The sequence below is a fragment of the Paenibacillus nicotianae genome (genome assembly GCF_042681745.1).
Classification (GTDB): Bacteria; Bacillota; Bacilli; order Paenibacillales; family Paenibacillaceae; genus Saccharibacillus; species Saccharibacillus nicotianae.
This window is the reverse complement of sequence record NZ_JBHUGF010000010.1, coordinates 464,276-490,328: the sequence shown is the minus strand read 5'-3', so window position 1 is coordinate 490,328 and position 26,053 is coordinate 464,276. Positions and strand designations below refer to the sequence as shown.

The following is a 26,053-nucleotide window of genomic DNA, read 5'->3' as shown; positions in this document are numbered from 1 at the left end:
GATTTATAGTTGTTGTTAGATACATGTATGAAGTTTAGTTGGTTGTTGCTGTATATCGGCTGACCAATTCACTAATTTTGCCTCTTACAGCCAAATCGGAATTCTGACGGTTTTTCAAAATAGCATGTACTTGAGCCACAAAGCTATTTTCTGTATCTTCTGTTTCCATTACAGGTGTTGTTACGATAGATTCTAAGTTCATCATAATTCCTCCAAATCAATTAATACGCTCTTGAATGATACGCTTATTTAATATGACCCCGATTTACTTACTTTAAAACAATTTTGAGGCTAATTATATTTTAAACTATAAATTTGATTGGATAGATTTTCTATCTTCTATATAAGCAATTAAAGTATATAGTTTAGGAAATTGATTAATATTTAAATACTGATCTTCAAATTCAAATTCAAACTCTACTTCGATTGAAATTATAATTTTAATGAAAGTTATTGAGTCGAGTCCAAGATCAGCTAATGTATGATCTCCTGTTATATTTTCAATAGGAAAAGGAATATTTAAATTATTTTGTATTATCTCTATAACCTGTAAATCTACATTTGATTTATGATCTGTTAATTTTGCGGGAACATTATCTAATAATTGTTCTGGATCTGGTAGGTTTTTTCTGTCTATTTTCCCATTTAATGTTTGTGGAATTTTGTCTATTCTTATAAAATGAAGTGGATGCATATAATAGGGTAAAAGCGGGTCTAAAAAATCTCGAAAGCTTGATGATAATAAATCTTGATTTGATGTATAGTAAGCACATAAATAAGATTGGTTATTTTTATCTTTCCATGAACAAACGGCAACTTGATCAATAGATTTAAAATTTAATAGTATTTGTTCTATTTCTTCTATTTCAATTCGATGCCCTCTGATCTTCACTTGATTGTCTATTCTGCCAAGATATTGGATATTCCCATTCGGTAAACGCTTAACTTGATCACCTGTTTTATATAATCTTGTATCTGATATTGATGGATAATGTATAAATCTCTCTTGAGTAAGATCAGATCTATTTAAGTATCCTCTCGCTAGACCTATACCCCCTATATAAAGTTCCCCTTCTTCCTCTTCTTGAACTAATATGTTATTTTCATCGATCACAAAAAGTTGTGTATTTTGTATGGGTTTCCCAATATCTACTTTTTCTTTTCCTGTCAAATCACTTATTGTAGACCATACTGTTGTTTCAGTAGGACCATACATATTATAAATCTTAGCATTTATTGTATTTTTGATTTTAGCAAATAAAGAATCTGGGAAAAATTCTCCGCCAATCATAAGCTCTTTTAAGTTTCTAAGACTTTCTAGATCCGGATTATAATTAATGAGTAACTGCATCATTGATGGAGTCATTTGAAGCATATCGATATGTTCCTTAGAAAGGATATCAGCAATTAACTTTGGATTTTTTTGTACATCCTCACCTGCAATTATTATAATTGTTCCAGTAGTTAATGGGAGTAAAGCTTCTATTAAAAATATATCAAACGATACAGTAGTTAATGCTAATATTTTTTTACTTTCTGAAAATTGAATAGATTGGGTTATACCTTCAATCAGATTCACAATAGATTGATGTTCAATCATAACGCCTTTAGGTTTTCCTGTAGAACCTGATGTATATATAAGATAAGCTATGTCATTAGGCATTATTTCTGTTAAAAGAGGGGTATGTTGTTCGACTACTGTTTGATACCATTTATCTATATAGCCTATCTTCACAAAATTTATTTTATCTATCAAAGTTATATTAGTTAATATTAAGATTGTTCCACTATCCTCTAACATCATTTTTATTCTTTCGTCAGGATATTCTGGATCAATAGGAAGATACGTAGCTCCTATTTTTAAGATAGCAAGTATACCTACGATCATATCTATAGACCTTGTCATCATTATCGCAACAACATCTTTGGGTACTACATTTTCCTTTCGCATTATCTGAGCAATATGGTCGACCTTTATAAATAATTCATGATAAGTAATACTTTGATCTTTGCATTGAATAGCTATACTATGAGGAATACGTTTGGCAGTACTTTCAAATAAACTATTAAGTGTGACTTGTTTGGAAATAAAATTCAATATCATCACCTCAGTCTTTTTTATTTTTTTACATTAAGTGTATATTCAACTTGTTATAACATTTGCACTCAAAAAAATAGTATTTTTTCTATCAATATTAATTGTATCGCGTACAGTTCGAGATAGAACACTTTTCAATCCACATTCTACATAAGTATCTATATTTGCAGTAAACATATTCTCAAGCGTTTGTGTCCATTTTACTGGTGAATAAAGTTGCTTGATAATGTTAGATTTAATTTTATCTCCTTGATCTACTTTTTTTCCATCAACATTCATATATATAGGTAATTTTGGATCTAAGAATTTAAAGTGTTCTAATTGTTTTTCTAATATATCTGCAGCAGGCTTCATCAATCGATTATGGAAAGGACGATTAACATGAATAGGGATCGTTTTTATCTCAAATTCATTGGCAATATCCTTAAAAGCATTTAAACCTTCAATATCACCCGCAAGACTCATTTGCTTTTTGGAAGTATAATTAGCAATTGCCACTTCACCTTTTTCAATACGATCGCAAATATGTTGGCAGGTTTCACTAGAAGCGTTTACAGCCATCATTCCATATGAGCCTTGTTGTAAAACAGATTCAGAAGATTCAATAAGTATCTTTACAATTTCAAAAGCTTCAGCTGTAGATACAACTTCAGCTGCGGCTAAAGTTGCATATTCTCCCAATGAAAACCCTGCTAATGCCGTAAAAGAAAAACCCTGTTTGATACCTAAAATATAAGCACATAGATCAATAGTGAGCATACTAGGTAATGAGAATGTAGTCTTTGTAAATTGTTCTTCTTCTCCATAAAAACATAATTCCGCCATATCGTAATTCATGACTTGACTCGCTATTTTAAAAATCTGACGACAATCTTCATCTAAATCATAAAATTCTTTTCCCATTCCTATATACTGAGTACCTTGTCCACCAAATAAGCAAGCAATTTGCGATACCTTATTCATGAAAATTCGCCTCCTCATCTTTAATTTAAAATAGCAACTTAATCATCTAATGTTTTATAAAATTCTGCTTGAATATTATATAATTTATAATATTCACCTTCTTTTTTTATTAGTTCTTCATGATTTCCCGACTCTACTATTTCACCTAATTCCATTACAATAATACGATCACAAAATCGACAACTGGACATTCGATGTGATATATAAACGGTTGTTTTATCTTGAGTTAACTTAGCAAAATTAGTGTATATTTCGTATTCTGCTTGGGGTGATAACATCGCAGTAGGTTCATCTAGAATAACAAAAGGCGAATTTTTGAAAAGTGCACGTGCTATAGCTAATTTTTGTTTTTGCCCTCCTGAAAGTTCTATACCTTTATGGTCAAAAAGCCGACCTAATTCTGTATACAAGCCGTTTGGTAAATGATTAACTGTCTTTTCAAGATTGAGATTATGTATAATCTCTTTTATCGTATTCTCTTCATAAGCATGATCAAAAACAAAGTTTTCAATTAAAGGATAATTTAATATATTAAAATCCTGAAAAACAGCTGTTATATTTTTCATATAGTTATCCATACTGATATTTTGAATATCTATTCCGTTAATTAATATTTGTCCTTTAGTTGGCTTATAAAATCGCAATAGAAGTTTGATAAAAGTCGTTTTTCCTGCTCCATTTTCTCCTACAATAGCGATTTTTTCATTAGGATAAATCGTTAAATTTAGATTTTTGATAGCATAATGATCTTGTTCTGGATATTTAAAATAAACATTAATAAATTCTACTGTAAAGGTAGTTGTATCTAATACTATATTAGCGTTGTCCTCAATTGATTTCGTATGACTCACTGTTGTTAAATATTTAAAATAGGTAGATAAATGCATGCCTGCTTTCTGAAGTGATATCAAACAAGTCGAGATCCCTGCAAGTACAGTTACAAAAACACCCAAACTATTGATATATACAATTACATCTGATAATGGTATAAAGCCTGTATACGCAAGCCAAGCTATATAAAAATAAACTGCTCCGTTAAGAGTGATCTGTAATGTATTAGAAATAATATTCATTATAGTAAATACATTGACAGCTTTATTCACACCACTTTTCATCGTATCAAAATAATAGTACATTTTATCGACTACCCATTGCCCCAATATATTTGTTCTCATTTCTTTTGCATACGTAAAATCTGTAGCTAATTCTTGATAATAGCCTACTCGACGACCAATATTAACTAATGAATGACTCCAAACATTAAATTCTTTATCTGCAGCTATTATATTCAAAACAATACTGATCAAATAAATAATGAACAAAACTAAAAATACATATGGTGTTATCGTAAGAAAAATAATAATGACTCCAATAAGCTGTAATACATAAGCAACTAATTGTTTGGAATCGATGAGTGTGTTTTTCAGATCCATAAACTGTGCTTGTCCTGGATAAAAGATAGCCATTGCTTTTTGTTTATGATCATGTAAATATGGATTATCTATTTGTTCATAAGATAAATCCATGGTTTTCATACTAAGTTCTTTCAAAAAAATAGATTTAAATCTCAATATTTTTTTTTGCTCATATGTCCAAAAAATAGAATCAAATGAACGTAAGATGAGTTCAATCGTGCACATCGATATCACATAAATAAGTGCAGAAGTCCATCTAAGATTTCCGGCCAATTCGTCTATAATCAATTTTAAAAATAAAATTCTGTTAAACGGATACAATGCTTTTACAAATATAATTAATATACTGTTTATTACATACGATTTATCTTGTCCCCATATTTTTTTATATAAATGATAAATATTCTTAAAATAAACAAGCATCTCTTTTACTTTGTTTTGTATTCCCAACTCTTTCACCTCCTGATCATGTTATACAAAATTTATACTATATCCTTATAATATTTAGATTGTAATTCATACATATTTTTGTATATTCCATTTTTATTTAATAATTCTATATGAGTTCCATATTCAATAATTTCCCCATTATCCAATACACAGATTTTGTCACTAATGGTGGAACTACTTAAACGATGAGAAATAAAAATAGTCGTTTTATTTTTAATTATTTTCGCAAATTGTATATATAGCTCATTTTCAGCAACAGGCGACAAACTTGCACTAGGCTCATCTAAAATAATGATTGGACTCTTTTTATAAAGTGCTCTACAAAAAGCGATCCTTTGGGATTGACCACCTGATAATTCCACACCATCACTATCGAATTCTCTAGATAAAATTGTTTTTTCTTGATAAGGCATTGAATTTATTTTTTTCAACAATTGATTCTGTTCCAATAAAGAATGTAGCTCATAATCTTTTTCTTGAGGAGTTTTGAAAGTAATATTCTCATATACACTTGTAGCAAATATTTTATAATCTTGAAACACAGTCGATAGAATTCTCATATAGTCGTTATAGTTATAGTCTTTAATATTAATATTGTTATACAAAATTTCTCCAGATGTGACATCATATAGCCTCATCAATAATTTAATTAATGTTGTTTTACCAGCTCCATTTTCACCAACGATCACAAGACATTCACCAGGTTCTATAATTAGATTAATGTTTTTCAAAATTAGTCTTGAATCATTAGGATAATGAAAACAAACATTCCTACATTCAAATCGTTTAGCCTCTTGATTTACATCTAACTTTATATTTTCAGAAGATTCTTGTAGGTTGCTTTTACGATTTAAAAATTCAAAAAAATCGTTAACATAATGATTAATAGTATACAAATTTAAAATATGATCAAAAAATCGAATAAAACTATTATTGAACTGTCCTGTAGCGCTAACCAAAGCATTAAAATTACCAATCGTTACACCTTTAAAAATGACAGAATACACAAGGAGTAGCATTACAGAAATTTCTTGCATAATATTCATACCTACATTTAGTAACAACCCTTTTTTCTCATTGTTATGAATAGCATCTACAAATCCAAAATATTCTTTTCTGTTAGTATCACCTTTGTCTATAATGAATTTTTTTAAACTAAATAGTCTAACTTCTTTCGCATATTTTAAATCGTTTGCTAAATTAATAATGTATCTCCACTTTGTATCTACCGGAAGAGATTCTTTATGCAAATAATAATTTTTCTTTTCTATTTTTGAGTTAACGATGCTATTCATTATGGCTACTGTTAATACAATCAAAATAATCAAAGGATTAATTGTAGTTGCTAAAATAGCAATAAAAATCAATTGTAACAATGCAATAAATATTCCATTAACGGCTGCTAAATATAACTCCAAATTATCACCATTAGCTAAAATAAATTTGGCTCTATTCATTTCTTGAATAATCGATTGATCTTCTGTATATTGATAATCCATTTCAATAGACTTCTTGCAAAATATTGATGTTAAAGGTACTAAAAGCCATTTGGAACGAAGAGTAATAGCACTTTTTGTATAGATTTGAATATTTGTTGCTACTAAATTTATGATTAAAGTAATTACAGTAATTTTTGTAATATAAGAGAATTCATATTTAAAATAAATCGCATCGAATAAATATTTAAAATAAACAATATTGATAAAAGGAATAATAGAATTACTCAAAATATATAGTAAAGAAATTACTACATAAATTTTGTCATTTTTCATCACGAGTACTAGTAAACTTTTCATATTCTTTACTATGTTAATAGTCACTATTTCTCCTCCTTTATATAGTTATGTAAAGATGATATATTCTTTTATTTTATTGAATAAAAGTTATTTTCTGGAAGAGAAAACCTGATAAATCTAGTGTTTTCTCTTCCAGAATAAATATTTACCTTATTTAAAATAAAGTTTAGTTCTTTACCTGATCTAAAAAATAATCCATACTTTCTTTTAAATAGTCGTTAGTAAAAAATTCGTTCAAGATTTTCAATAATGAATTTAAAATGTGGTCTACTTCATAATCATCTAAATAACATTTTTGATAAGAAGCAGAAATATGATAAATATCATTTAAATTCTTAATCTCTACATCTAATATAAATTTTGGAATATTTACAGCATGCGGTATATCTTTAATAGTTCTGTTCTTTTTCAATGACTTATCTTCAAAATCCATATAAAAGAAAAATTCTGGATTTAAATTTTTTAAATCATTGATAAGATGATTGTATTGATAAAATTGGTTTTCTATACCTCCTATTGTTTTCTGAGAGACCGTTTTGAGAAAATCGCTCAATATCTGATCGGGTTGGATATTAATCCTAATAGGTATTAAATTAGTAAATACACCTATAGAATCCTTAAACTCTGGTTTGTACCTGTTCAAAACAGGTGTCAGGATAGCTATGTCATTTCGTTGAAGAAAATGACTCAATGCTAGAGCATATGCACCTAGAAGAACATTAAATAATGTAGTTTTTCTCTTTTTAGCAAATTTCGTCAAATTGTTTGCCAGTTCTGAGTCCAACTCAATCATTTTGTTACCATAAGCAGATATATCTAGATTTTTTCTACTTATTGGATTTTTAAAATCGAATGTCTCTAATTCATTTTTCCAGTATTGTCCCATATCTTTGTATTCAGAAGATTGATAAAAATCTTTTTCAAATTGTACATAATTAGAATAAGAATAATGAGGTTTTTTGGTTTTCTCATCCTTAGCAAAATCATCCATATATTCTTGAAGTAACGTGCTTGAATAACCGTCCAAGAGTATATGATGAATATCCAAAAACAATAGTTTTTTGTCATTGTCTTCGAACACAGTTAAATTAAAAAGTGGATACTTGCTTAAATCAAATGTTTTTAAATATTGCTTAAAGTCAATGCTTTCTACTGAAGGTACTTTGACATGTTCCATTGGAATAGGCATAACAGGATTTACAAATTGCACTAATTTTTTATTAACGATTTTAAATGAAGTTCTAAGCATTTCGAAGCCTGAAAAAAACTGATTAGCATTTACCACTAAATCTTCATAATTGTTTTTCGATACATCTGATACGAACCCAATATTATATACTAATTTATTTTTACTGAGTCTGTAATCTAAATAAATTCGTTCTTGTGGAGTACTCATATCGTAATATTGTTCCAATGGTAATTGTTGCATCAAACCAGTACTATTATCTGCTTCAGATGTTGTTATTTTTGATGATTGCTTTTTCTCAAGAGATAATGTGATAAATTCTGATAGACTTTGAATCGAATCAAATTCAAATAGATCAGCTATTTTTACAATATCAGGATACACATTATTAATAATATCGTGCATATCCGTTAATAAAAGAGAATCTCCTCCCATATCGAAAAATCCTTCGTAAATATCAGCTTCCTCATATCCTAGAATATCGCAATATATCTTGCCAATCTGCATTTCTACTGGTGTATATTTATCTTCAATATTTCCTCGTAACTGTATAATCACAGAATCTTCAATCGTAGATGTCTTCGTCTCTACATTGGGGAACTGTTCAATAACGTTTTGTTTTTCTGGTAATCGCGAAGTGATAAATTCAGCAAGGCTTTGAATCGAATCAAATTCAAATAGATCAGCTATTTTTACAATATCAGGATACACATTATTAATAATATCGTGCATATCTGTCAATAAAAGAGAATCTCCCCCCATATCAAAAAATCCCTCATAAATATCAGCTTCCTGATATCCTAAAATATCGCAATATATTTGACCAACTGTCATCTCTACAGGTGTATAAATATTTTCAACATTTCCTGTTAATATGATATTTTCCTTACTTGTTGTTGGTGTAAAAGTAACCTGCTGTTTTTCTTCTACATGCGTTGGAGTGATCGGAACTTCTGTCAATGCTACTTCTGATCGCTTAGATTGAGTTGCTAATTTTGAGTGTTTTTCTATAAAAGAAGCTGCTATCGCATTACGGCTGTTTTTAGTTAATGGAATAATATCTATCTCTTCATTAAACTGACCAATAACAAGACGTTGAGGATTACTATTTATTAATTGATTGAGTCCATGCAAAGCTTCTTTATTCGTAATGGCTTTTGTGGTGGTATCTACATTAGTATTGTGTTTATAAGCCATTCCTGTTTCTTTCCAAGCTACCCAATTTACTGTGTAGGTTCTTCTTCCTTGAGCGTTTAAAAGATCTGTATACGAATCTAAAAAAGAATTTGCTGCCATGTAGCAACTTTGTCCAGGCTCACCGGCATCTGTAACATTAGATGAATGTAAGATAATAAAATCAAGTTCATCTTGTTTCGTTAACTTTTCTAAATTCCATGTGCCCATTATTTTAGGTGCAAATACGGATAAATAGCTTTCCTTCTCTTTTTTAAGAATAAAACCTGGCTTGATAACTCCTGCACAATGTACAATACCATTAATTTTCCCGTATTTTTTTCTTGAATATTCAAGCATCGTTTCTACGTCTTGTGTATTGCTAATATCACATTGAACAAACTCCAATACAGATCCATTTCTTTTTATTTCTTCAAATTCTTTAATCTCGTTAGCATATTCTTCTTTCAGCTTATATTGTTCCCATTCAGATTCATCTGGAAATCCTTTTCGACTCACTAATATCAAATTACAATTTGCTTTATTACTAAATAATTTGGCATTTTGGATCCCAATACCAGAAGTTCCGCCTGTAATGATATAGGTTCCTGCATCTTTTATTCTATTATTTGTTTCTGGAATTAATGAGATTTCATCAAATTCTTCAATGTAACTTTTTCCTTTGCGTAGACCAACCATATACATATTATGATCAGCAAATAACTGTTCGATAATATCATTTACAGTAGAATCAGTATCTGTATCAATTGAACGACAATGTATATTTTGAAACTCCTGTTCAATAACTCGTCCCACACTTAAAGCTGTAGCATTGTAAGGTAAGATATGCTTTTCTTCACCTGAAATACTATAAGCATTACATGAAATAACAACGAGTTGTATATTTTGATCCAAGCGTGCTTTTATAAATCCTTTCACTAAATCTATAATATTAAAAAATCCATATTCTAATTCTTGATATAGTTCTTGAGAATCGCTAACTTCGTAATCTCTGCATGCACCCATATGAACAACTTTGTTTATTTGTACATGTTCCAGATCTACAAATAGCTTTTTAAAATCATCAACAGTAGGCGTAATGTAATACGTATCTTTATCTACCTTTTTGAAATTTTCTTCTGCTATCAGCACATTAATAACTCTTACTCCACGATCTCTTATTGTTTTTACCAAACGTTCTTGTCCTAAAGCATCTCCTTGAATAATAACAATAGCTTCATCTTTTGATGGAAACTTCAGTTGCATTTCTTTTTGAAAAATCCATCTTTTCCCATGGAAAAATGAAGGTTGAATATCCTCATTTGGTTTAGTTAACTCAACGACTTTTTTGTCATTGACTGGTATTGGATACCATGCATGATTTTTCTCATAAGGATAAGTTGGTAAATTCAATTTGGTATACGATAGATCATAAAGATACTTCCACTCTACTTTTGCACCTTTAACGTACAATTTGATAATTTCATTATATGATTCAATAGTTATTGAAGAAGATTGATTATAATATTGTTTCACTTCTTCATTCAGCTTTTGTTGTTCAGTTGAAGTGATTTCATAAGAGTATTTGTCCTTTTTATTTTCTGGAACAATAGAGTATCTACCCGTAAAGCACCAATCCTGCTTAATTTCATTAAAAGATTGATATGAACTCAGTTCGTTTAATTTTTTTAGTAATTCAGATAGGTTAGAATAGACAAATGCTAAACGATAAGCATAATGTTTTCTTCCAATATTCAAAGTAGCAGTTAAATCATTAAGGTTAACATTTTTATTTTTATTCAAATATACTTGATAACGTTTGACTAGCTCGAATACTGCTTTTTCAGTTCTTCCAGATATGGTAAATAACTTAGGACTTCTATTATTTTTATTGGAATTTGTAACCGGTGGAGCTTCCTCCAAAATAATATGGGCATTCGTTCCACTCATTCCAAATCCACTTATACCAATAATCGCTTTTTCACGGTTAGTCTGTAGAGGTCTAGGCTGATCAACTACATACAAAGGAGAATCAATAAAATCAATATTATGATTAGGAACTTGAAAATTTAATGTTGCAGGTATTTTCTTGTGTTGAAGTGTTAATATACATTTGAATAAACCACACATCCCTGCTGCTTCATTCGCATGACCAATATTAGTCTTAACAGAACCAATACCACAAATTTGTTTGGCATTTGTCATTGTCTCAAAAGCATTCTTTATTCCATTGATTTCTATAGGATCTCCTAATTGCGTTCCTGTTCCATGGGCTTCAATATAGCTAATATCCTCAGCACCAATGCCTGCATTTTCCCAAGCCTTCTGGATAGCTTCAGACTGTGCTAAATAATTAGGGGCTGCAATTCCAAAAGAGCTACCATCTTGATTAATAGCACTTCCTTTAATAACTGCATATATTGAATCTCCATCCAATTGAGCCTGTTTAAGAGATTTTAGTAAAACGACACCTACACCTTCCGCAATAGCTGCGCCACTTGAATCATTAGCAAAAGCTCTCGTTTTTTCTTCTGGAGATTCAAACCCCATACCTGAGCCATCTGCTAATGGAATAGCCATAAGAGATGCTCCTCCTGCAATAGCCATATCACATTTACCAAATAGTATTTGTTCACAGGCCATATTTAAAGCCACGAGTGACGATGAACAAGCAGTATCAATAACCATACTTGGTCCTTTTAAGTCAAACATATATGCAGTTCTACTAGCAGTCATACTAACTTGTCCTATAGGTAAAGCAGCAGAAAATAATTTAGAATCCATTTCATATAACAGTCTATTATAAGCATTGCCAATATTAGCAGTATACCCAAGAAAGACACCTGTATTAGTTCCTTTTATACCATCTGCTCCGTAACCAGAATCATCTATTGCATCTGAACAACATTGTAAAAATAGACGCAATACAGGATCAAGCAATGAAGCATCCCGTGGAGAAATACCAAAAAAAGCATGATCAAATTTATTAACTTCATCTAAATATCCACTTTTTCTAAACTTAATTTGATCTTCAGTATAATTTTTAAATAACAAATGCTTAGTTATATCTGTAGATCGCTCCCCTGGAATATCACGAACAGCATTAATTCCATTAATTAGTAAATCCCAATAACTATCCAAATCTTTACATGTAGGAAGATCTAAGCCAACTCCAATAATCGCCACACTATCCTTTTCATCCTCATGATTTTGATTATCAATTTTGGATTTTGAAGAATTTGAATCCATAGCATAAGCTTTATTCTGGTCTTTATTGACTTGTAACGGTATGCTGACTTTTTCTTCAGGAGCAACTTCTTCAGGAACTACATCATGATTAGACACAGTGGTTGGAATATCTATTGAACTTTGTGTATTTATAGTGTATTGACTCATTTTATTACTAATATGAGCTGCTAATAAATTTACTGAAGGATATGCAAAAAGATCAGTAACTTGTAACATGTTAGGAAATAACTCATTCAAATCCTTATATATAATCGCTAATAGAATAGAATTTGCACCTAATTCAAAAAAGTTATTATTTATATCTAGAGTCTCGTAACCTAGATTTTTGCAACATACTTTAATTAGTGTATTTTCAATATCTTCATACTCTTTGCTACTTTTAATTTCATCTGATAACGAATGACTTGTATTTATAGGCTCATTTTGCTGTAGAGCATTATTAATTTTTGTAGACAACTGCAAAGGATATGTTTTCAAAAGTAAGGAAATTTTATCTTTTAAATTCAATCTAGCAATCACTGTAGATGAACTATTTTGTGATAAAACTTTGAATAAAGCTTGAATCGCTTCTTTCGTTTTGATCGTTTGAAATAATGTATCTATAGTAAAGTTATCCTTTAATGCCATACCTGTTTCTGACCAGGTTGCCCAGTTAACTGTAATACTTTTCCCTTTACTTATTTTTTTACGATAATGACTATAACTATCTAAATACATATTCCCAGCCACATAACCTGTTAGATCAGCACTACTAAATATCGTAGAGATACTAGAAAACATTAAAAAGAAATCTAAATTCTGTTCTCTTGTAGCATGATCCAAAACAGAAGTTCCAATTACTTTAGGAAGCAACATATTTTGAATATATTCTTCATTGATCTCTTCAAATGTTGTACCTCCACTAATTCCTGCACCATGAATAACACCATTAATCTGTCCATATTTTTTATTAACATCTTTAATTATGGCTTCAACAGCTTGTTTATTACTGATATCTGCAGCATAGTATTCTGCATGTTTAGCTTGAGATTGAAGTTGTTGTATACGTTCAATCTTCTCTGTGGTATTACTATGAGGGTGCTCGCGAACTATAGTATTCCATTCAGAATAATTAGGAATTTCAGATCGTCCAATAAGAATTAACGATATATCCTGAGCACGTCTAGTCATTTCCATAGCAGTCTCGAATCCGATTCCACCTAACCCGCCACTAATAATATAGATTCCATTATCTTTTATAATGACAGGTTCATTTTCTACATGAGTCATCGTTTCAGTTAACGCTTCTTGGTACCGTTGATTATGACGATAATTTATAATATCTTTATTAGAAATGGCACAAATTTCATCCACTATAGTATTCCATGTTGTATGGTTATCATTATCGATGCAACAAGCACTTACATTTTTGAACATACGATTTAAAGATTTACATAAACCAAAAATAGTAGCACCATTCGGATCTAAATATTCTTCTTTGCCAGTAATTTCAAAACAATGTTTTATAATAGGTACAATTTTAATATTATGGTCATAATTTTTAAATTCGCGATAAATAGAAACAATACTTAATAATTTTAATTTATGCATATCCAATAATTTTTTTTCGGAATCATTCGATAGATTGGTTTCACTATTAGCAATAACAATATGTGAAATGCCTTTATAGTTTGTATTTTTAAATACTTGGTTACAATATTTTTCAATTCCTACTTTTTGAGACTCTTTAAGATCTAGTTCAATAATATCAACATCAAAGAATTTTTCTTTCAAACTATTAGACAAATCTTCAGTATCGTCTTCTTTTTGTTTTATTAATAAACATTTTTCTATATTGGTTGTTTGAGTTATCGCATCAGCTTTAACAAAAATTCTTTCATAATACAAATCTTCAGCTATATCAGAATACAAATTTTCAGCTATATCAGACTTTTCTTCTGGAGAATGGTTTTCATTTTTAGGGGATGGGTTTGAACTTGTTACATTAATATTCCATTCTACTTTTTGTTCTTTTTTGGGTAACCAGAAACGCGTCTTTTTAAAAGGATAAGGAGGTAATGAAATATGCTGTAGTTGTAAATTTTGATAAAAGAGATTCCAATTTAATTTAGCTCCGTAACTATAAGCTTGTGCCAAATCACTAAGATCATTTTTCAATACATTAGATGTATTATCTAATTTTGAACCAGTATCGATAAAAGTTTGATTACAGCGCTCCAACATAGTTTTAATTTGACTATAATTCAAGTCTGATGCTTTTTTGTCCTCATTATGATAATATACTCCTTCAATATCACTCCAAAATGCCAGTTCACTAGTAGATAACTTACTAAAAATATCTATCAGATTTTGTTTGTCCGAAAATACAATAGCTAATCTTTTATTATAATGCGTACGATATAAATTGATATTACTTGCAAATAGATAAACATCTACTTCCTCTTTTTCTAAAAATGTTTGATAATTTTTAACTAATGCCTTCATACTCTCTATCGATTTTGCAGATATTCCTAAAATATGATTATTTCCTAATGAAACACTTTCCTTTTTTTGTTTGTATTCTTGTAGTATTAAGTGGCAATTTGTTCCACTAATCCCAAAAGCACTAATGCCACATGTTCTTAATCCTTCTTTGTCCCAATCTTTAGTAGTCTTGCTTACATAAAAAGGTGAATCACAGAAATCAATTTTCAAATTAGGTATATTAAAATGACTCGAACCTGGTATTTTTTTAAACTTCAATGCAGCGATAGCTTTAATAAAAGAAGCTACTCCGGCAGCTTCATATAGATGCCCAATATTACTTTTTGAAGAACTGAGAGCACAAAATTGTTTTTGCTCGGTATGCTTTTCAAATGCACTCGTTAATCCTCGAAATTCGATAGGATCCCCTAATGCAGTAGCAGTACCGTGTGTTTCAATATAATCGATTTCATCAGGTGAAATTCCTGCTACTTTTAATGCATCTGAAACAACATGTGCTTGAGCAGAAGGATTAGGAGCTGTAATACTCGCTGAAGTACCATCATTATTTACAGCCGAACCTTTGATAACACCATAAATATGATCTTTATCTCGTTCCGCTTCTTTTAATGATTTTAACAACACGACTGCTGAACCTTCTCCAATTGCTGCTCCGCTAGCTGAATTATCAAAAGTTCTAGTTTTATTATCATCTGTTTCAAATCCAACATTCATATCTTCATACGAGATCGGAAACGAATGAAGTCTTATACCTCCTGCTATAGCCATAGTACAAGTCCCATTTTTGATACTTGAGCAAGCATCATGAATAGCCACCAAAGAAGAGGAACAAGCAGAATCTATAATCATTGTAGGTCCTTGCAAGTTGAGAGCATATGAAGCACGCGAAGGAATAATACAAGGCATATTTCCCACATTGGAATATTTTAACAATTCAGGATTATTATAAAAAATGTTAGTAGCATAATTATCTTTCGTAGAACCTGGAGTATAACCTATATAAATACCTGTTTTGCTGCCACTTAACATTTCTGAACTATAACCAGCATCATCAAATGCATTAAAAATAGTCTCTAATAATAATCGTTGTACAGGATCCATTACTTGTGCTTCTATAGGGGAAATTTTGAAAAACTCATTATCAAATTTATCTATTTCATCTAAGTAGCCTGCTTTATTGTAAGAAACAGACTCATTTTCGCTTTGTATCAATTTTGAATATAATTGCGCAAAATCTTTAACATCATTTTTACGATATTCTGGAAAATCGCGGATGCAGTCTATATTATTCTCGAATATATTCCAGTATTCTTCTAAATTTTCTGTTCCTGCAATTTTTAATCCAATACCAATAACAGCAATATCATCATTATGCTCATTCTTTTCGGGCATATTTTTGTTCATATTATTTCCCTACCTTCTGGGTTGAATTTGAAATAATATCCTTTTTATTTATAAAATACGTATACAATTGGGCTAACTATATTTTTTTAAAGTATAATTAATTATATTTGTAGTTTTGAGAGGTTCTTCAGTAGGAAAAAAGTGAGTTCCTTTGATTTTGACAAAAGAAATATTATTCCCAGCAGATTCTCTCCATGTATAGATATCCTTATCTATAATGTCTGGTTCATTATCGCTCCACAATACGGTGATATCAGAATTAATTTGTTTAATTTCTTTGATAGATACACTTTGCATCAGTCGATAATCGGCTAACAATATATTCATATAATATTCAGTTAGTGCTGTATTGTTTAATACTTCCTGTTTGAATCCACCCATACGTATAATTCTAGATTTACATTCTTCTAAATCATCTAAATTATAATATGCCTTCTCATTATGATAATAGGGTGGCCAGCGGCTAGAAAAAAATAAATGAATTGGTAAAGGTTCTCCTTGATCTTTCAAATAGAAGTATAATAAATAGAGTAATAATCCTCCCATACTATGACCATACACTGCATACGTTTCATTTGAGAGTATATTTTTTTTAATATTTTGAGCTAAGTCATACACAACATCATTGATATTTTCACTCAATGGTTCACTAGATCGAGTCATATGCCCTGGCAAATCAAGAGGAATCAAATGAATTTTTTGATCTAAATACTCTTTCCAAATATTATATGAAATAGCGGAAGCACCTGCATGAGGGATACAAAATAATTTCATAGTACTTCCTTTCTATAATGTGTTAAATACATGAGAAAAATTATAAAAATTATTTGTTTCATCTAATAGAGATTTCACACAGTTTTTTATAAGTTTAGGATGAAGTTTTTTTATTTTAAGAGCTTTTATTAACAACATTAATATTTCTGATTGTTGATCTTGATGTAAATAGGAGTTGTTTTTATTCATTGTTTGATATTGGTCTCTAAGCTTCCCATAAATTTTGATGACTTCTTTATATTCATTTGTATTCTTATTATTATTTTCAGTAGCTACCAAAATGCTAAGACATCTTCCTATAAAATTGGGCATATCTTTTACAAAATTGGTATCCGATTTAAATAAGCGTTCTAATGACTGTCTATCATTAATTAATCCATAACAATAAGCTTCAATTTCTGAATGATCCTCTTTGATAAATTCTGAGAGTAACAATTTGGGACTCATTTCAATCGTGCGAGTAACTCCGTATTTCTCAAATAAATGAACAGCATTGGAAAATTGTACCGGATGAACAAGATGATATGTTAAATTTTTGGCTATTTTACTTGGATCAGATAATGGCATACCTGTATAGTTTGAAATAATAGGAAATTTAAACGGGTAAAATTCAAATGTATTAATGTATTCTAAAAACTCCATACAAATATCGTTCATTAAAGGAGAGTGCATTGGAGGGCTACTAAATAACGGAGAAACTATGGATTCTTTATCTAGCAATAATTGCTCTACAGCATCTAACTTCTCGTTAAACCCACTAAGAGCGTATTGACTGTTAGAATTAAAGCAAGAAATAAAAACACTATCTTTTGCATTTGCTTCCATAATAGATTCTTCGATCAAATCTATATTTGATTTTTCTATAATTGCCATATGACCATTATCTTTTTCAATAACCTGATCTACTAATTCTCCTCTTTTCAACATGATTTTAATAGCATCTGTAAATGTAACTGCTCCTGTACTAACGAGTGCTGCATATTCCCCAATACTATGACCTACCGAAAATTGAGGGTATATACCATAATCGCTCATATATGCTCTAAAAATAGCTATCTCTGCAGTAAGAATCGTTAATTGCATATTTGTAAAGTCATTAATACTACTCATAGTTCCATTAAAACAAATATCAGCAATATCAATACCTGAGGTATCACTTGCTTCTTCAAACGTTTTTTTAGAAATATCATAATTATCATAAAAAGATTTACCCATTTGTAAAAACTGAGTTCCTTGACCTGGAAATACAAATGCAAATTTATCCATTGAATTCATTCCTTCCATGTATGATATTCTTAATAAGAAAAAGCTTTCGTAAATAATGTCTTATTCTTCGATGGTTAATGTAATATAATCAGGTAATGGTTGTATGAAAGACAGATCATTTTTGAATAAAATAAAATCTCCATCTTCATGATCTTCTTGAAAGCCTGCAAATTTATAAGTAATATACATCATTCTATTTTTATCTGTTGTAACAAATTCAGCATATAAGTCGACATTAGCTTGTTTTGCAAGATTCATAATATGGTTAATAACTATAGTTCCGACCCCTCTTGACATTACACGACAAGACATCAAAAGTAATTTAATAGTCCATGCGTCTTCTGTTTTTTCAATAAGAGTTAGTCCGATCTTTCCGTATACTCCATATTTATCTTCCAGTCCAGAAATAAGCAACATATGACGATCAGACTTTCTCAATTCGTCTATTTCTTCATATGAATATGTATAACCTGTTGTATTTAATTGATGCGTTCTAACCGTTAGTTCTTCCGCACGTTGCAGGTCTCCTTTCTTTACTTTAGAAATAGTCATGTTCAACTGTAAAGATGCCAAAAATTCTTCTTGAGTTCCTACAAATTCTGTTTCAATACTTTTTCTTTTAATATCATTTAAATATAAATGTCGACGAATTTTCGAATCATCCGTGACAAACTTAGGATTCAGCTCTGGCATATCTAATAGATTGGATATATCAAGAGCATCTATACATAATACTTCAGGTAATTCAAAGTTTACTTCTTCTCGTTCAAAAGGTTGATCATCTACAAAGGCTAATGTATCTATACCAATATTTATAGATTCTGCAATAGCTTTAATAGAGTGTGATTTAGCATTCCAATTGATTTGAGGATAAATAAAATAATCATTTAATCCAAATTCTTTTAATTTTGCTATTGCTAGCGTATGCTCATTTTTACTTGCTACTGATTGTAATATTCCGCGGCTATCCAACACTTTAATAATATCCACAATGTCTTTACGTATAGTCACTGTACTATCTTCTAGAAGTACACCATTCCATAATGTATTATCCAAATCCCATATAATACATTTGATTTTTTGTTGTTTTTTTTGCAAAGATTGAACATTACTCATATTGCAGCCTCCATTTCAATTAGTAATATGAATTGCAACTACACTGTTCTAAACGTATTACTTGCTATAAGCATTTCATGTATTTGCGTAGTTCCTTCGATAATTTCATTGATTTTGGCATCACGCATATAACGTTCTACAGGATAATCGCTGCTGCACCCATTAGCACCATGTATTTGTATAGCATCACTTGCAATTTGATTAACGATTTTAGATGCAAAATATTTAGCTGTCCATGTTTCAATAATAGAATCTGGATCTAAAATATCTTTAAGATAGCCAGCAGAATAACATAATAACCGAGCAGCTCTAATATTGACTGTCATTTCTGTTATCATTTTTTGTATGAGTTGATTTTCTCCTAAAGTGGTACCGAACTGTATTCTATTTCTTGAGTAGCTTGTAGATTCTTCCAAGCAAGCTTGAGCTAAACCTACACATCCACACGCTACTGTGTATCTTCCATAATCAAGACAGTCTAAAGCTACATAAGATAGACCGGTTCCTATACTACCTATTACATTTTTTTGAGGTATCTTGCAATGATTAAAGTACAATTCTGCATTCATAGTAGCTCTAGCACCAATCAAGCCACTGATCGGTTTCTGAATAAAACCTTCTGTTTCTCGATCAATTAGAAAAGCTGTAGGCTGCCCATCATATTTCACAAATACTAGAAAAACATCTGCAATTTGTCCCATCGTTATCCATTTTTTATGTCCATTTATCGTATAATGATTTTCGTAAAGAGTAGCTGTGGACTTTATACTTTGAGAATCACTTCCGGCTTCAGGCTCTGTTAATGCGAAGGCTCCAATTTTTTCTCCTTTAGCCATTTGTGGTAGGAAACTTTCTTTTTGTTCTTTTGTACCCCATCTTAATATAGAGAGAGCTACCATTCCGTGTACAGTCAATAAAGATCTAACAGAAGAACAACCACGTCCTAACTCTTCATTGAAAATTCCTAATGCGATCCAGTCTAATCCCATCCCACCATATTCTTTGGGTAACATAGAACCCATATATCCTTTTTGCTTTAATTTTTTTATAATTTCAGGTGCTAATTTTTCCTGGCGATCGTTTTCTTTAGCATAAGGAACAATTTCTGTATCTACAAATTCTCTAAATTCTTCTTTCCACTTAATTTGTTCTGAATTTAATTCAATTTGCATAAGTATTAGCACCTTTCGTTGTATTCACATGATCATGTATTTTGATTAAAATCCTTCATATACTTTTCTTCTCAATTAGCTCATAAATATTATTTATTGTTCTAAAATTATTAAAATCCAGGTCTTTATTATCAATACGAATCGCAAATTTTTTCTCAAGAAACATAACCAATTGCATAGCGAATAAAGAGTTTACAAATCCCAAAGAGAAAATATCTTCATCATTTTGTAATTCGTGCTTTTTAAAAAATTTTTTCAGAAATTCTTTAATAATGACTTTACTCTCTTCTAATTGTAAATTTTCCATTCTTACACCTTCTCTTTCATTATTTTATAGAATTGGCAAAACAACATATTGTTGAATTTCTCAGAATAAAGAAGTATGCATATCAAACGAAGAGTATTGAATTTCATATGCTTTTTTAATTCTGAAAATAGATACTTTCGCATTACTCAACATATGTATAGAATCCTTTTCCTGATTTTCTGCCATACAATCCGGCACTAACCATTTTGAGAAGTAATGGGCAACATCGATATTTAGAGTCTTGATAACTTTCATACAAAATATTTAAAGAATGCACCACTGTATCTAATCCAATTAAATCAGCAGTTTCTAAAGGACCCATCTTATGTGAGTAGCACTTTTTAAAAATATCATCCACTTCTTCAGGAGTTGCTACTTGATCTTGTACTACAAAAGCAGCTTCATTCATGAATAAATGAGATATACGATTTGAAACAAACCCAGGATAATCATTAACTAGAATGATCTCTTTACCTATGTTAGATAATAATTCTTCAGTCATTTTTATAGTTTCTTCTGCTGTATGATAGCCTCGAATAACTTCTACAGCAGTTTTAAGAGGAACAGGATTCATAAAATGAGTTCCAATAACTTGCTCAGGTCGAGTGGTAAAAGAAGCAATTTGAGTAACGGAAACACAAGAGGTATTAGCCAAAAATATACATTCATCTAAACAAACTTCATCTATTCTTTTATATACTTTTTCTTTAATATCCATTTTCTCTGTAACGTTTTCTATAATAAATGTAGCGTCTTTGAGTAATTCATAATCTGTAGCAAAGTTGATTCGAGAGAGTATGATTTCAGGTTCTTCTGTTACTTTTTGATTATGAAAAAATGTTTGAAATCTTATGTTGTTATAGATTTCTTCTTTTGCTTGTTCTAATATCCGGTTCTCTAAATCAATAAGTACTACATCATATCCCGATTGTGCAAAGTTCTGTGCAACTCCTCTTCCCATTACTCCAGCACCGAGAACACCAATTTTACTCATTCAGATCCTCACTCCTTATATCACGTGTTTTAAATGCCCAATGTTTAATTAAATTAATTTTGTTGTGGCTAAATTTGATTTAATATTATCTGCAAACATTTAAATATTCAACATAAATACATAAATATGTAAATTTGATGATAATATGTATATTTAAACATTTTGAAAATTTCTATCTAAATAAATATGTAAAGTAACTTATTAAGTCTTATAAATATAATCTTATATCGATTATTTATATCACTATAAAAAATGTTAAAAAGTACATTTTTTTATAATTTTTATATATTTTATTGATCTTTCTTTTTTCTAGTTGTATATTTTGGCTTAACATTAACAAGGAGGTGAATAATATGAGAGAAATCAAAGCGGAAATTAAAACAGAAATCAAAGCAGAGATTAAAGCAGAGATCAAAGCGGAGATCAAAACAGAATTAAAAGAAGTTTAATTAACAGCTAATTATACATAAAGCGCTCAAATTGTGAATTACACATTGAGCGCTTTGTGCTATACCATGGAGGTGTAATATGTCCGATTTTGTAACAATTGACTTAAGTAACTATCTGACCAATAAAGGAATAACTTCTGAAAGTGAAATGTCATTAGGAGAGCTTAGTATTGGCGGTTCTTCTTTACCTTATTTACATTTTAATTTTGGATCATTATTTCATATCGATTCTATTCCTTTTATCATTTATCAAAAAGATGGTAAAGATAATATGGAATTGAATCAACAGCTGATTCCAGTACAAAATATAGAAATAAATAAAATACATATGTTAGGAGTTACTAATAACGGTAATTTTTCAGAGAAAGCATATTTTATTGAAAATGGGAAGCACCTACTCCAAACTACTATTTCATTTAGTGATTTTCTTTCGCCAACACCTTTTTATAATGAGAAACTTGCTTTTGAATTTCCATATATGCATTCTCGCAATGGGCTAATTAATCATTATACACCTAAAATTTGGATGAATACGTTCTCTTTTGATCATGTTCGTGCGGATCATTTGTTGTTTGAAGAGAATATGTTTATACATCTTTTTGCAATTACAATTGAAGGAAATATCAGTAATCCAACTATAAAATAAATTGAGGAGTTACACTATGGAATTTAATTTATATTACAACAACAATCAAAACTGTCTTCAACGTGTACTTTCAGCTATGTTAATCAGAAAAAATATAGATCCAAATCAACTATGGTATCAATCTGGTATTTATTATACAGATTCAAACGATGCTAGCAGCTGGGAGATCAATCCTTATTTCATGGAGTATGATTACTTTTTGAAAAATATGGGCATTGAATGCTCCAGTTTTTTACTTCCTACGAGTGAAGACACGATATCTAAAATAAAAGAATATATTAACAAAGATAATACGATCGGAGTATATGTAGATATATCAGAACTGCCTTATTGTTTATATTATCAAAAAGAGCATGAATCACATGCCATTGAAATTATTGAAATAAAGAAGGATATCGTTACTCTTTGTGACCATTATTATAATTATTATGGAACCATCTCACTTCAGCAGCTTCATTTAGCAATTCGTAGTTATATAGAGCATATATCTAATTTATGTACTATTTTTTTTCTTTCTATTGATCAAGATATAAAGATAAATGTAGCAGAGTGTATAAATAATAATATTGAAGTTATGAATGGAAAAAAAATTGGTACTTATTCTTTAAAAAAAGAAGGTTCTATAGGACTGAGCGCTATTCCAAAAGTCAGAAGCAAAATCATTTCCTTACTCAATTTAGAACATCCTGATAAATTTTCTTATCTAGATAAATTATTTAAAGATATCAAAGAAATTGCTTATTCACGTTATAATTTTAATGTTTTTTTAGACAGTCATCAATACTCTATTGATTCTGAATACTCTACAGAATTATCAAATAATTGGTCAGTTATAGCCAATCTAATTTTAAAGTCAGCTGTCACTAATAAAACAGAAATAGTACTACCGAATATTGAAAAGAGATTCAATAATATCATTGATCAAGAAGGAAATAGACTCATTCGATTGGAAAAATTAATATGAAATTTAAAATATTTTCAAAAAAAAAACAAATTAGTTAACTATTTATGATATTATACATTTTAAGTATCCCATTTAGTTAATTACTATGTACCGTTAATAAATTGCAGTTCTACTTTCTATATTAAAAGTAATTTCGACTTTTAGCCACAGCTTATTAAATGTTTAATGATTTTCGTGAACGTGGTTTTACGAGGAGTCTGTAATAATAACTTTTAATTGTATAAAGCAAATCATGCTTTATGTGACCCAAATATAGGAGGCAATTTATGAATATCCATACAATGTCTTATGAATCAATTATTGTTCCTGGTGGAATTGTGCATATGAATAGTAATTGTGAAAATAAATTATTTTTTATAGCCACTCACTCGGAACTAATTTTGCAAGTACTTACAGAAAAAATTGTTCTTCAGCCTAATGATATTGTTATTGGTAATAATCTCGTTTTAGAAAATATTTCTTCGAATGATATCTCGTTTTGTTCAATCAGCTTTGAAACTGATGATGATTGTACTCCTTGCTCCTATTATAAACTCCAAAAATGTAATCCTAATTACACCTTATGCCTTTCGAATATTTTTTCTGCATTTAATAATCACAAACTGAATGATAGAGATGTACTTGTTAAATCTTTAGAAATTTTACTGAATAAGTTAAAAAATGATATGCAACAAGATCTTTTTTTCCAAATCGATCAACGTATTCTTTTAGTCAATAAATTTATAGAAAATAACTATTTTATGGAAATTAGTTTACAATCTCTTTCTGAACTTGTTGGTTATAACCCTGTATATTTAAGTAACAAATATTCTTCTGTATTGAATATATCTCCGATGAGACATCTTCAAAAGATAAGGATGGAGAATGCTTTATTATTGTTAAAAAATACAGATAATAATATATCCGATATTGCCACAGCTATTGGTTATTTAACAGCTTCACAATTTTCCGCAATTTTCAAAAAATTTTATAACTTTACTCCTAGTCAATTTCGGTCTACCTGTAAAATAAAGATTGAAGATTCTCACTTTGCAACTACAGACTGAGCTGAAATAGTTTTAATATTTTTTATGTAATAGGGTAGATAAATTAATAACTTTATCATTTCTACCCTAGCTTAACTAATTATAAAATTAAATTAAAATTGCTTTACTTTGTATCACTATTTAAAACAAAAAAGTCTCTTTGTGTCTAATCAACCTTCTGCGATATCTGCTCGTAATGCACTAGCCACTTCTATCATTTTCGGAATAACTGCTTCATTGGTGCCTGATACATATAGATCACCTTCATAATGGCGAAATGGAATCGAAGCTGTTCCACTATCCCACAAGAAGAAATCTCCTTCGATCGACATGGTAGCTTCTCCTTTAACAGTAAATACAGGTGTATAGACAAAATCCGGCTGTAGCGCAAAATAAGTCTGACACTCTTCTAATGTAATAGGGTCTATTTCACCTTCAGGTTGTTGCATTTCTCTTGTAATACGGTAACGCTGAATCATATCATGTCGCTCCTTTATTGAATAAATAAAAAAGCCCTTGATAGACAAGGACTTTCGGTGATGACCTGTAGTGGGATCGAACCACTGACCCCTACCCTGTCAAGATAGTGCTCTCCCGCTGAGCTAACAGGTCAAAATAAGTATAACAACTTCCATATAATATCAAGAATTTATAGCGTTGTCAATGTATTGCTTATCTCCATATCTGTCATATCTAGCACTGGTTTATATTTTCTTTTAGACATGCTACAGACTCCGCCAAGTCTGTTGTATATGTACTTTAATATTGTGTCCAATAAGACTCTGGAAGAGGCAGGACTGTCTTTTCTTTGCGCTCCCATCCCTGAATCATAACGACACTATTCACTTCAAGTTTGTTGTCCCAGTATATGTATTGTTTGTTTTCTAACGATAATAAGATTTGACTGAGTTCATTGGTGGTTTTACCTGTTTTGAACGATAACTCTCTCCACTCTGGCATACGACGATATAACGAAAAGAAGTTATATAAAATACGCAACAATTTACGTTCGTTATCTTCTAACATTGTGTATCTCTCCTAACCATATTGCATAAGATATAGTTACAATCTTATACGAACTTTTGTTCTTATTTTAAATGAAGTACTGCCTTTTGGCAAGTT

At 30.0% G+C, this 26,053-nt stretch carries 17 protein-coding genes and 1 tRNA gene; 3 read left to right on the top strand and 15 right to left on the bottom strand.

The genetic code is table 11. The annotated features are described in order from the left end of the window. Window positions 1–34: 34 nt before the first annotated feature. From ACFSGI_RS06325 to ACFSGI_RS06270, 12 genes are all read right to left on the bottom strand, one after another. Window positions 35–202, bottom strand: a complete 168-nt coding sequence (locus ACFSGI_RS06325; RefSeq protein ID WP_204823325.1) for a hypothetical protein — start codon at window positions 200–202, stop codon at window positions 35–37. 105 nt (window positions 203–307) lie between these two features. After that, the gene (locus ACFSGI_RS06320; protein WP_204823324.1) at window positions 308–2,098 is read right to left on the bottom strand and encodes an amino acid adenylation domain-containing protein; all 1,791 of its coding nucleotides are present in this window, start codon (window positions 2,096–2,098) and stop codon (window positions 308–310) included. Between the two features lie 45 nt (window positions 2,099–2,143). Beyond that, on the bottom strand, window positions 2,144–3,061 hold the full coding sequence (locus ACFSGI_RS06315) for an ACP S-malonyltransferase (protein ID WP_204823323.1): 918 nt from the start codon (window positions 3,059–3,061) through the stop codon (window positions 2,144–2,146). Window positions 3,062–3,099: 38 nt separating this feature from the next. After that, window positions 3,100–4,926: an ABC transporter ATP-binding protein gene (locus tag ACFSGI_RS06310; RefSeq protein ID WP_204823322.1), complete on the bottom strand. Its 1,827-nt coding sequence runs from the start codon at window positions 4,924–4,926 to the stop codon at window positions 3,100–3,102. A gap of 32 nt (window positions 4,927–4,958) precedes the next feature. Beyond that, the gene (locus tag ACFSGI_RS06305) at window positions 4,959–6,698 is read right to left on the bottom strand and encodes an ABC transporter ATP-binding protein (RefSeq protein ID WP_379282720.1); all 1,740 of its coding nucleotides are present in this window, start codon (window positions 6,696–6,698) and stop codon (window positions 4,959–4,961) included. A gap of 190 nt (window positions 6,699–6,888) precedes the next feature. Further along, window positions 6,889–16,218 carry an SDR family NAD(P)-dependent oxidoreductase gene (locus ACFSGI_RS06300; RefSeq protein WP_204823320.1) on the bottom strand — a complete coding sequence of 3,110 codons (9,330 nt, stop codon included), beginning with the start codon at window positions 16,216–16,218 and terminating at the stop codon, window positions 6,889–6,891. Window positions 16,219–16,290: 72 nt separating this feature from the next. Next, window positions 16,291–16,992, bottom strand: coding sequence for a thioesterase II family protein (locus ACFSGI_RS06295; protein WP_204823319.1), 702 nt, complete (start codon window positions 16,990–16,992; stop codon window positions 16,291–16,293). Window positions 16,993–17,004: 12 nt separating this feature from the next. Beyond that, window positions 17,005–18,258, bottom strand: a complete 1,254-nt coding sequence (locus ACFSGI_RS06290) for an ACP S-malonyltransferase (protein ID WP_204823318.1) — start codon at window positions 18,256–18,258, stop codon at window positions 17,005–17,007. 60 nt (window positions 18,259–18,318) lie between these two features. Continuing rightward, window positions 18,319–19,374, bottom strand: a complete 1,056-nt coding sequence (locus tag ACFSGI_RS06285) for an HAD-IIIC family phosphatase (RefSeq protein WP_204823317.1) — start codon at window positions 19,372–19,374, stop codon at window positions 18,319–18,321. A gap of 38 nt (window positions 19,375–19,412) precedes the next feature. Then, window positions 19,413–20,546: an acyl-CoA dehydrogenase family protein gene (locus ACFSGI_RS06280; protein ID WP_204823316.1), complete on the bottom strand. Its 1,134-nt coding sequence runs from the start codon at window positions 20,544–20,546 to the stop codon at window positions 19,413–19,415. Between the two features lie 55 nt (window positions 20,547–20,601). Beyond that, window positions 20,602–20,853, bottom strand: a complete 252-nt coding sequence (locus ACFSGI_RS06275) for an acyl carrier protein (RefSeq protein WP_204823315.1) — start codon at window positions 20,851–20,853, stop codon at window positions 20,602–20,604. A gap of 142 nt (window positions 20,854–20,995) precedes the next feature. Beyond that, window positions 20,996–21,847: a 3-hydroxyacyl-CoA dehydrogenase family protein gene (locus ACFSGI_RS06270; RefSeq protein ID WP_204823314.1), complete on the bottom strand. Its 852-nt coding sequence runs from the start codon at window positions 21,845–21,847 to the stop codon at window positions 20,996–20,998. 528 nt (window positions 21,848–22,375) lie between these two features. On the opposite strand from ACFSGI_RS06270, the gene ACFSGI_RS06265 reads away from it, so the two are divergent. From ACFSGI_RS06265 to ACFSGI_RS06255, 3 genes are all read left to right on the top strand, one after another. Further along, window positions 22,376–22,942, top strand: coding sequence for a hypothetical protein (locus ACFSGI_RS06265; protein ID WP_204823313.1), 567 nt, complete (start codon window positions 22,376–22,378; stop codon window positions 22,940–22,942). Window positions 22,943–22,958: 16 nt separating this feature from the next. Beyond that, the gene (locus tag ACFSGI_RS06260) at window positions 22,959–23,906 is read left to right on the top strand and encodes a hypothetical protein (RefSeq protein ID WP_204823312.1); all 948 of its coding nucleotides are present in this window, start codon (window positions 22,959–22,961) and stop codon (window positions 23,904–23,906) included. A gap of 266 nt (window positions 23,907–24,172) precedes the next feature. Then, window positions 24,173–24,952, top strand: coding sequence for a helix-turn-helix transcriptional regulator (locus ACFSGI_RS06255; protein WP_204823311.1), 780 nt, complete (start codon window positions 24,173–24,175; stop codon window positions 24,950–24,952). A gap of 149 nt (window positions 24,953–25,101) precedes the next feature. Here the strand turns inward: ACFSGI_RS06255 and ACFSGI_RS06250 are convergent, their stop codons facing one another. From ACFSGI_RS06250 to ACFSGI_RS06240, 3 genes are all read right to left on the bottom strand, one after another. Then, window positions 25,102–25,410: a hypothetical protein gene (locus tag ACFSGI_RS06250; protein ID WP_204823310.1), complete on the bottom strand. Its 309-nt coding sequence runs from the start codon at window positions 25,408–25,410 to the stop codon at window positions 25,102–25,104. A gap of 61 nt (window positions 25,411–25,471) precedes the next feature. Next, window positions 25,472–25,543, bottom strand: a tRNA-Val gene (locus ACFSGI_RS06245). Between the two features lie 147 nt (window positions 25,544–25,690). After that, entirely contained in the window at window positions 25,691–25,957 is a 267-nt protein-coding gene (locus ACFSGI_RS06240; RefSeq protein WP_204823309.1) for a hypothetical protein, read from the bottom strand. Window positions 25,958–26,053 lie beyond the last annotated feature (96 nt).

What these genes read in the sequence shown, in the direction of transcription:
- ACFSGI_RS06325 (WP_204823325.1), bottom strand. Translation starts at nt 202, where the DNA reads ATGAACTTAGAATCTATCGTAACAACACCTGTAATGGAAACAGAAGAT.
- ACFSGI_RS06315 (WP_204823323.1), bottom strand. Translation starts at nt 3,061, where the DNA reads ATGAATAAGGTATCGCAAATTGCTTGCTTATTTGGTGGACAAGGTACT.
- ACFSGI_RS06305 (WP_379282720.1), bottom strand. Translation starts at nt 6,698, where the DNA reads ATGAAAAATGACAAAATTTATGTAGTAATTTCTTTACTATATATTTTG.
- ACFSGI_RS06300 (WP_204823320.1), bottom strand. Translation starts at nt 16,218, where the DNA reads ATGAACAAAAATATGCCCGAAAAGAATGAGCATAATGATGATATTGCT.
- ACFSGI_RS06295 (WP_204823319.1), bottom strand. Translation starts at nt 16,992, where the DNA reads ATGAAATTATTTTGTATCCCTCATGCAGGTGCTTCCGCTATTTCATAT.
- ACFSGI_RS06290 (WP_204823318.1), bottom strand. Translation starts at nt 18,258, where the DNA reads ATGGATAAATTTGCATTTGTATTTCCAGGTCAAGGAACTCAGTTTTTA.
- ACFSGI_RS06285 (WP_204823317.1), bottom strand. Translation starts at nt 19,374, where the DNA reads ATGAGTAATGTTCAATCTTTGCAAAAAAAACAACAAAAAATCAAATGT.
- ACFSGI_RS06280 (WP_204823316.1), bottom strand. Translation starts at nt 20,546, where the DNA reads ATGCAAATTGAATTAAATTCAGAACAAATTAAGTGGAAAGAAGAATTT.
- ACFSGI_RS06275 (WP_204823315.1), bottom strand. Translation starts at nt 20,853, where the DNA reads ATGGAAAATTTACAATTAGAAGAGAGTAAAGTCATTATTAAAGAATTT.
- ACFSGI_RS06270 (WP_204823314.1), bottom strand. Translation starts at nt 21,847, where the DNA reads ATGAGTAAAATTGGTGTTCTCGGTGCTGGAGTAATGGGAAGAGGAGTT.
- ACFSGI_RS06265 (WP_204823313.1), top strand. Translation starts at nt 22,376, where the DNA reads ATGTCCGATTTTGTAACAATTGACTTAAGTAACTATCTGACCAATAAA.
- ACFSGI_RS06260 (WP_204823312.1), top strand. Translation starts at nt 22,959, where the DNA reads ATGGAATTTAATTTATATTACAACAACAATCAAAACTGTCTTCAACGT.
- ACFSGI_RS06255 (WP_204823311.1), top strand. Translation starts at nt 24,173, where the DNA reads ATGAATATCCATACAATGTCTTATGAATCAATTATTGTTCCTGGTGGA.
- ACFSGI_RS06250 (WP_204823310.1), bottom strand. Translation starts at nt 25,410, where the DNA reads ATGATTCAGCGTTACCGTATTACAAGAGAAATGCAACAACCTGAAGGT.
- ACFSGI_RS06240 (WP_204823309.1), bottom strand. Translation starts at nt 25,957, where the DNA reads ATGTTAGAAGATAACGAACGTAAATTGTTGCGTATTTTATATAACTTC.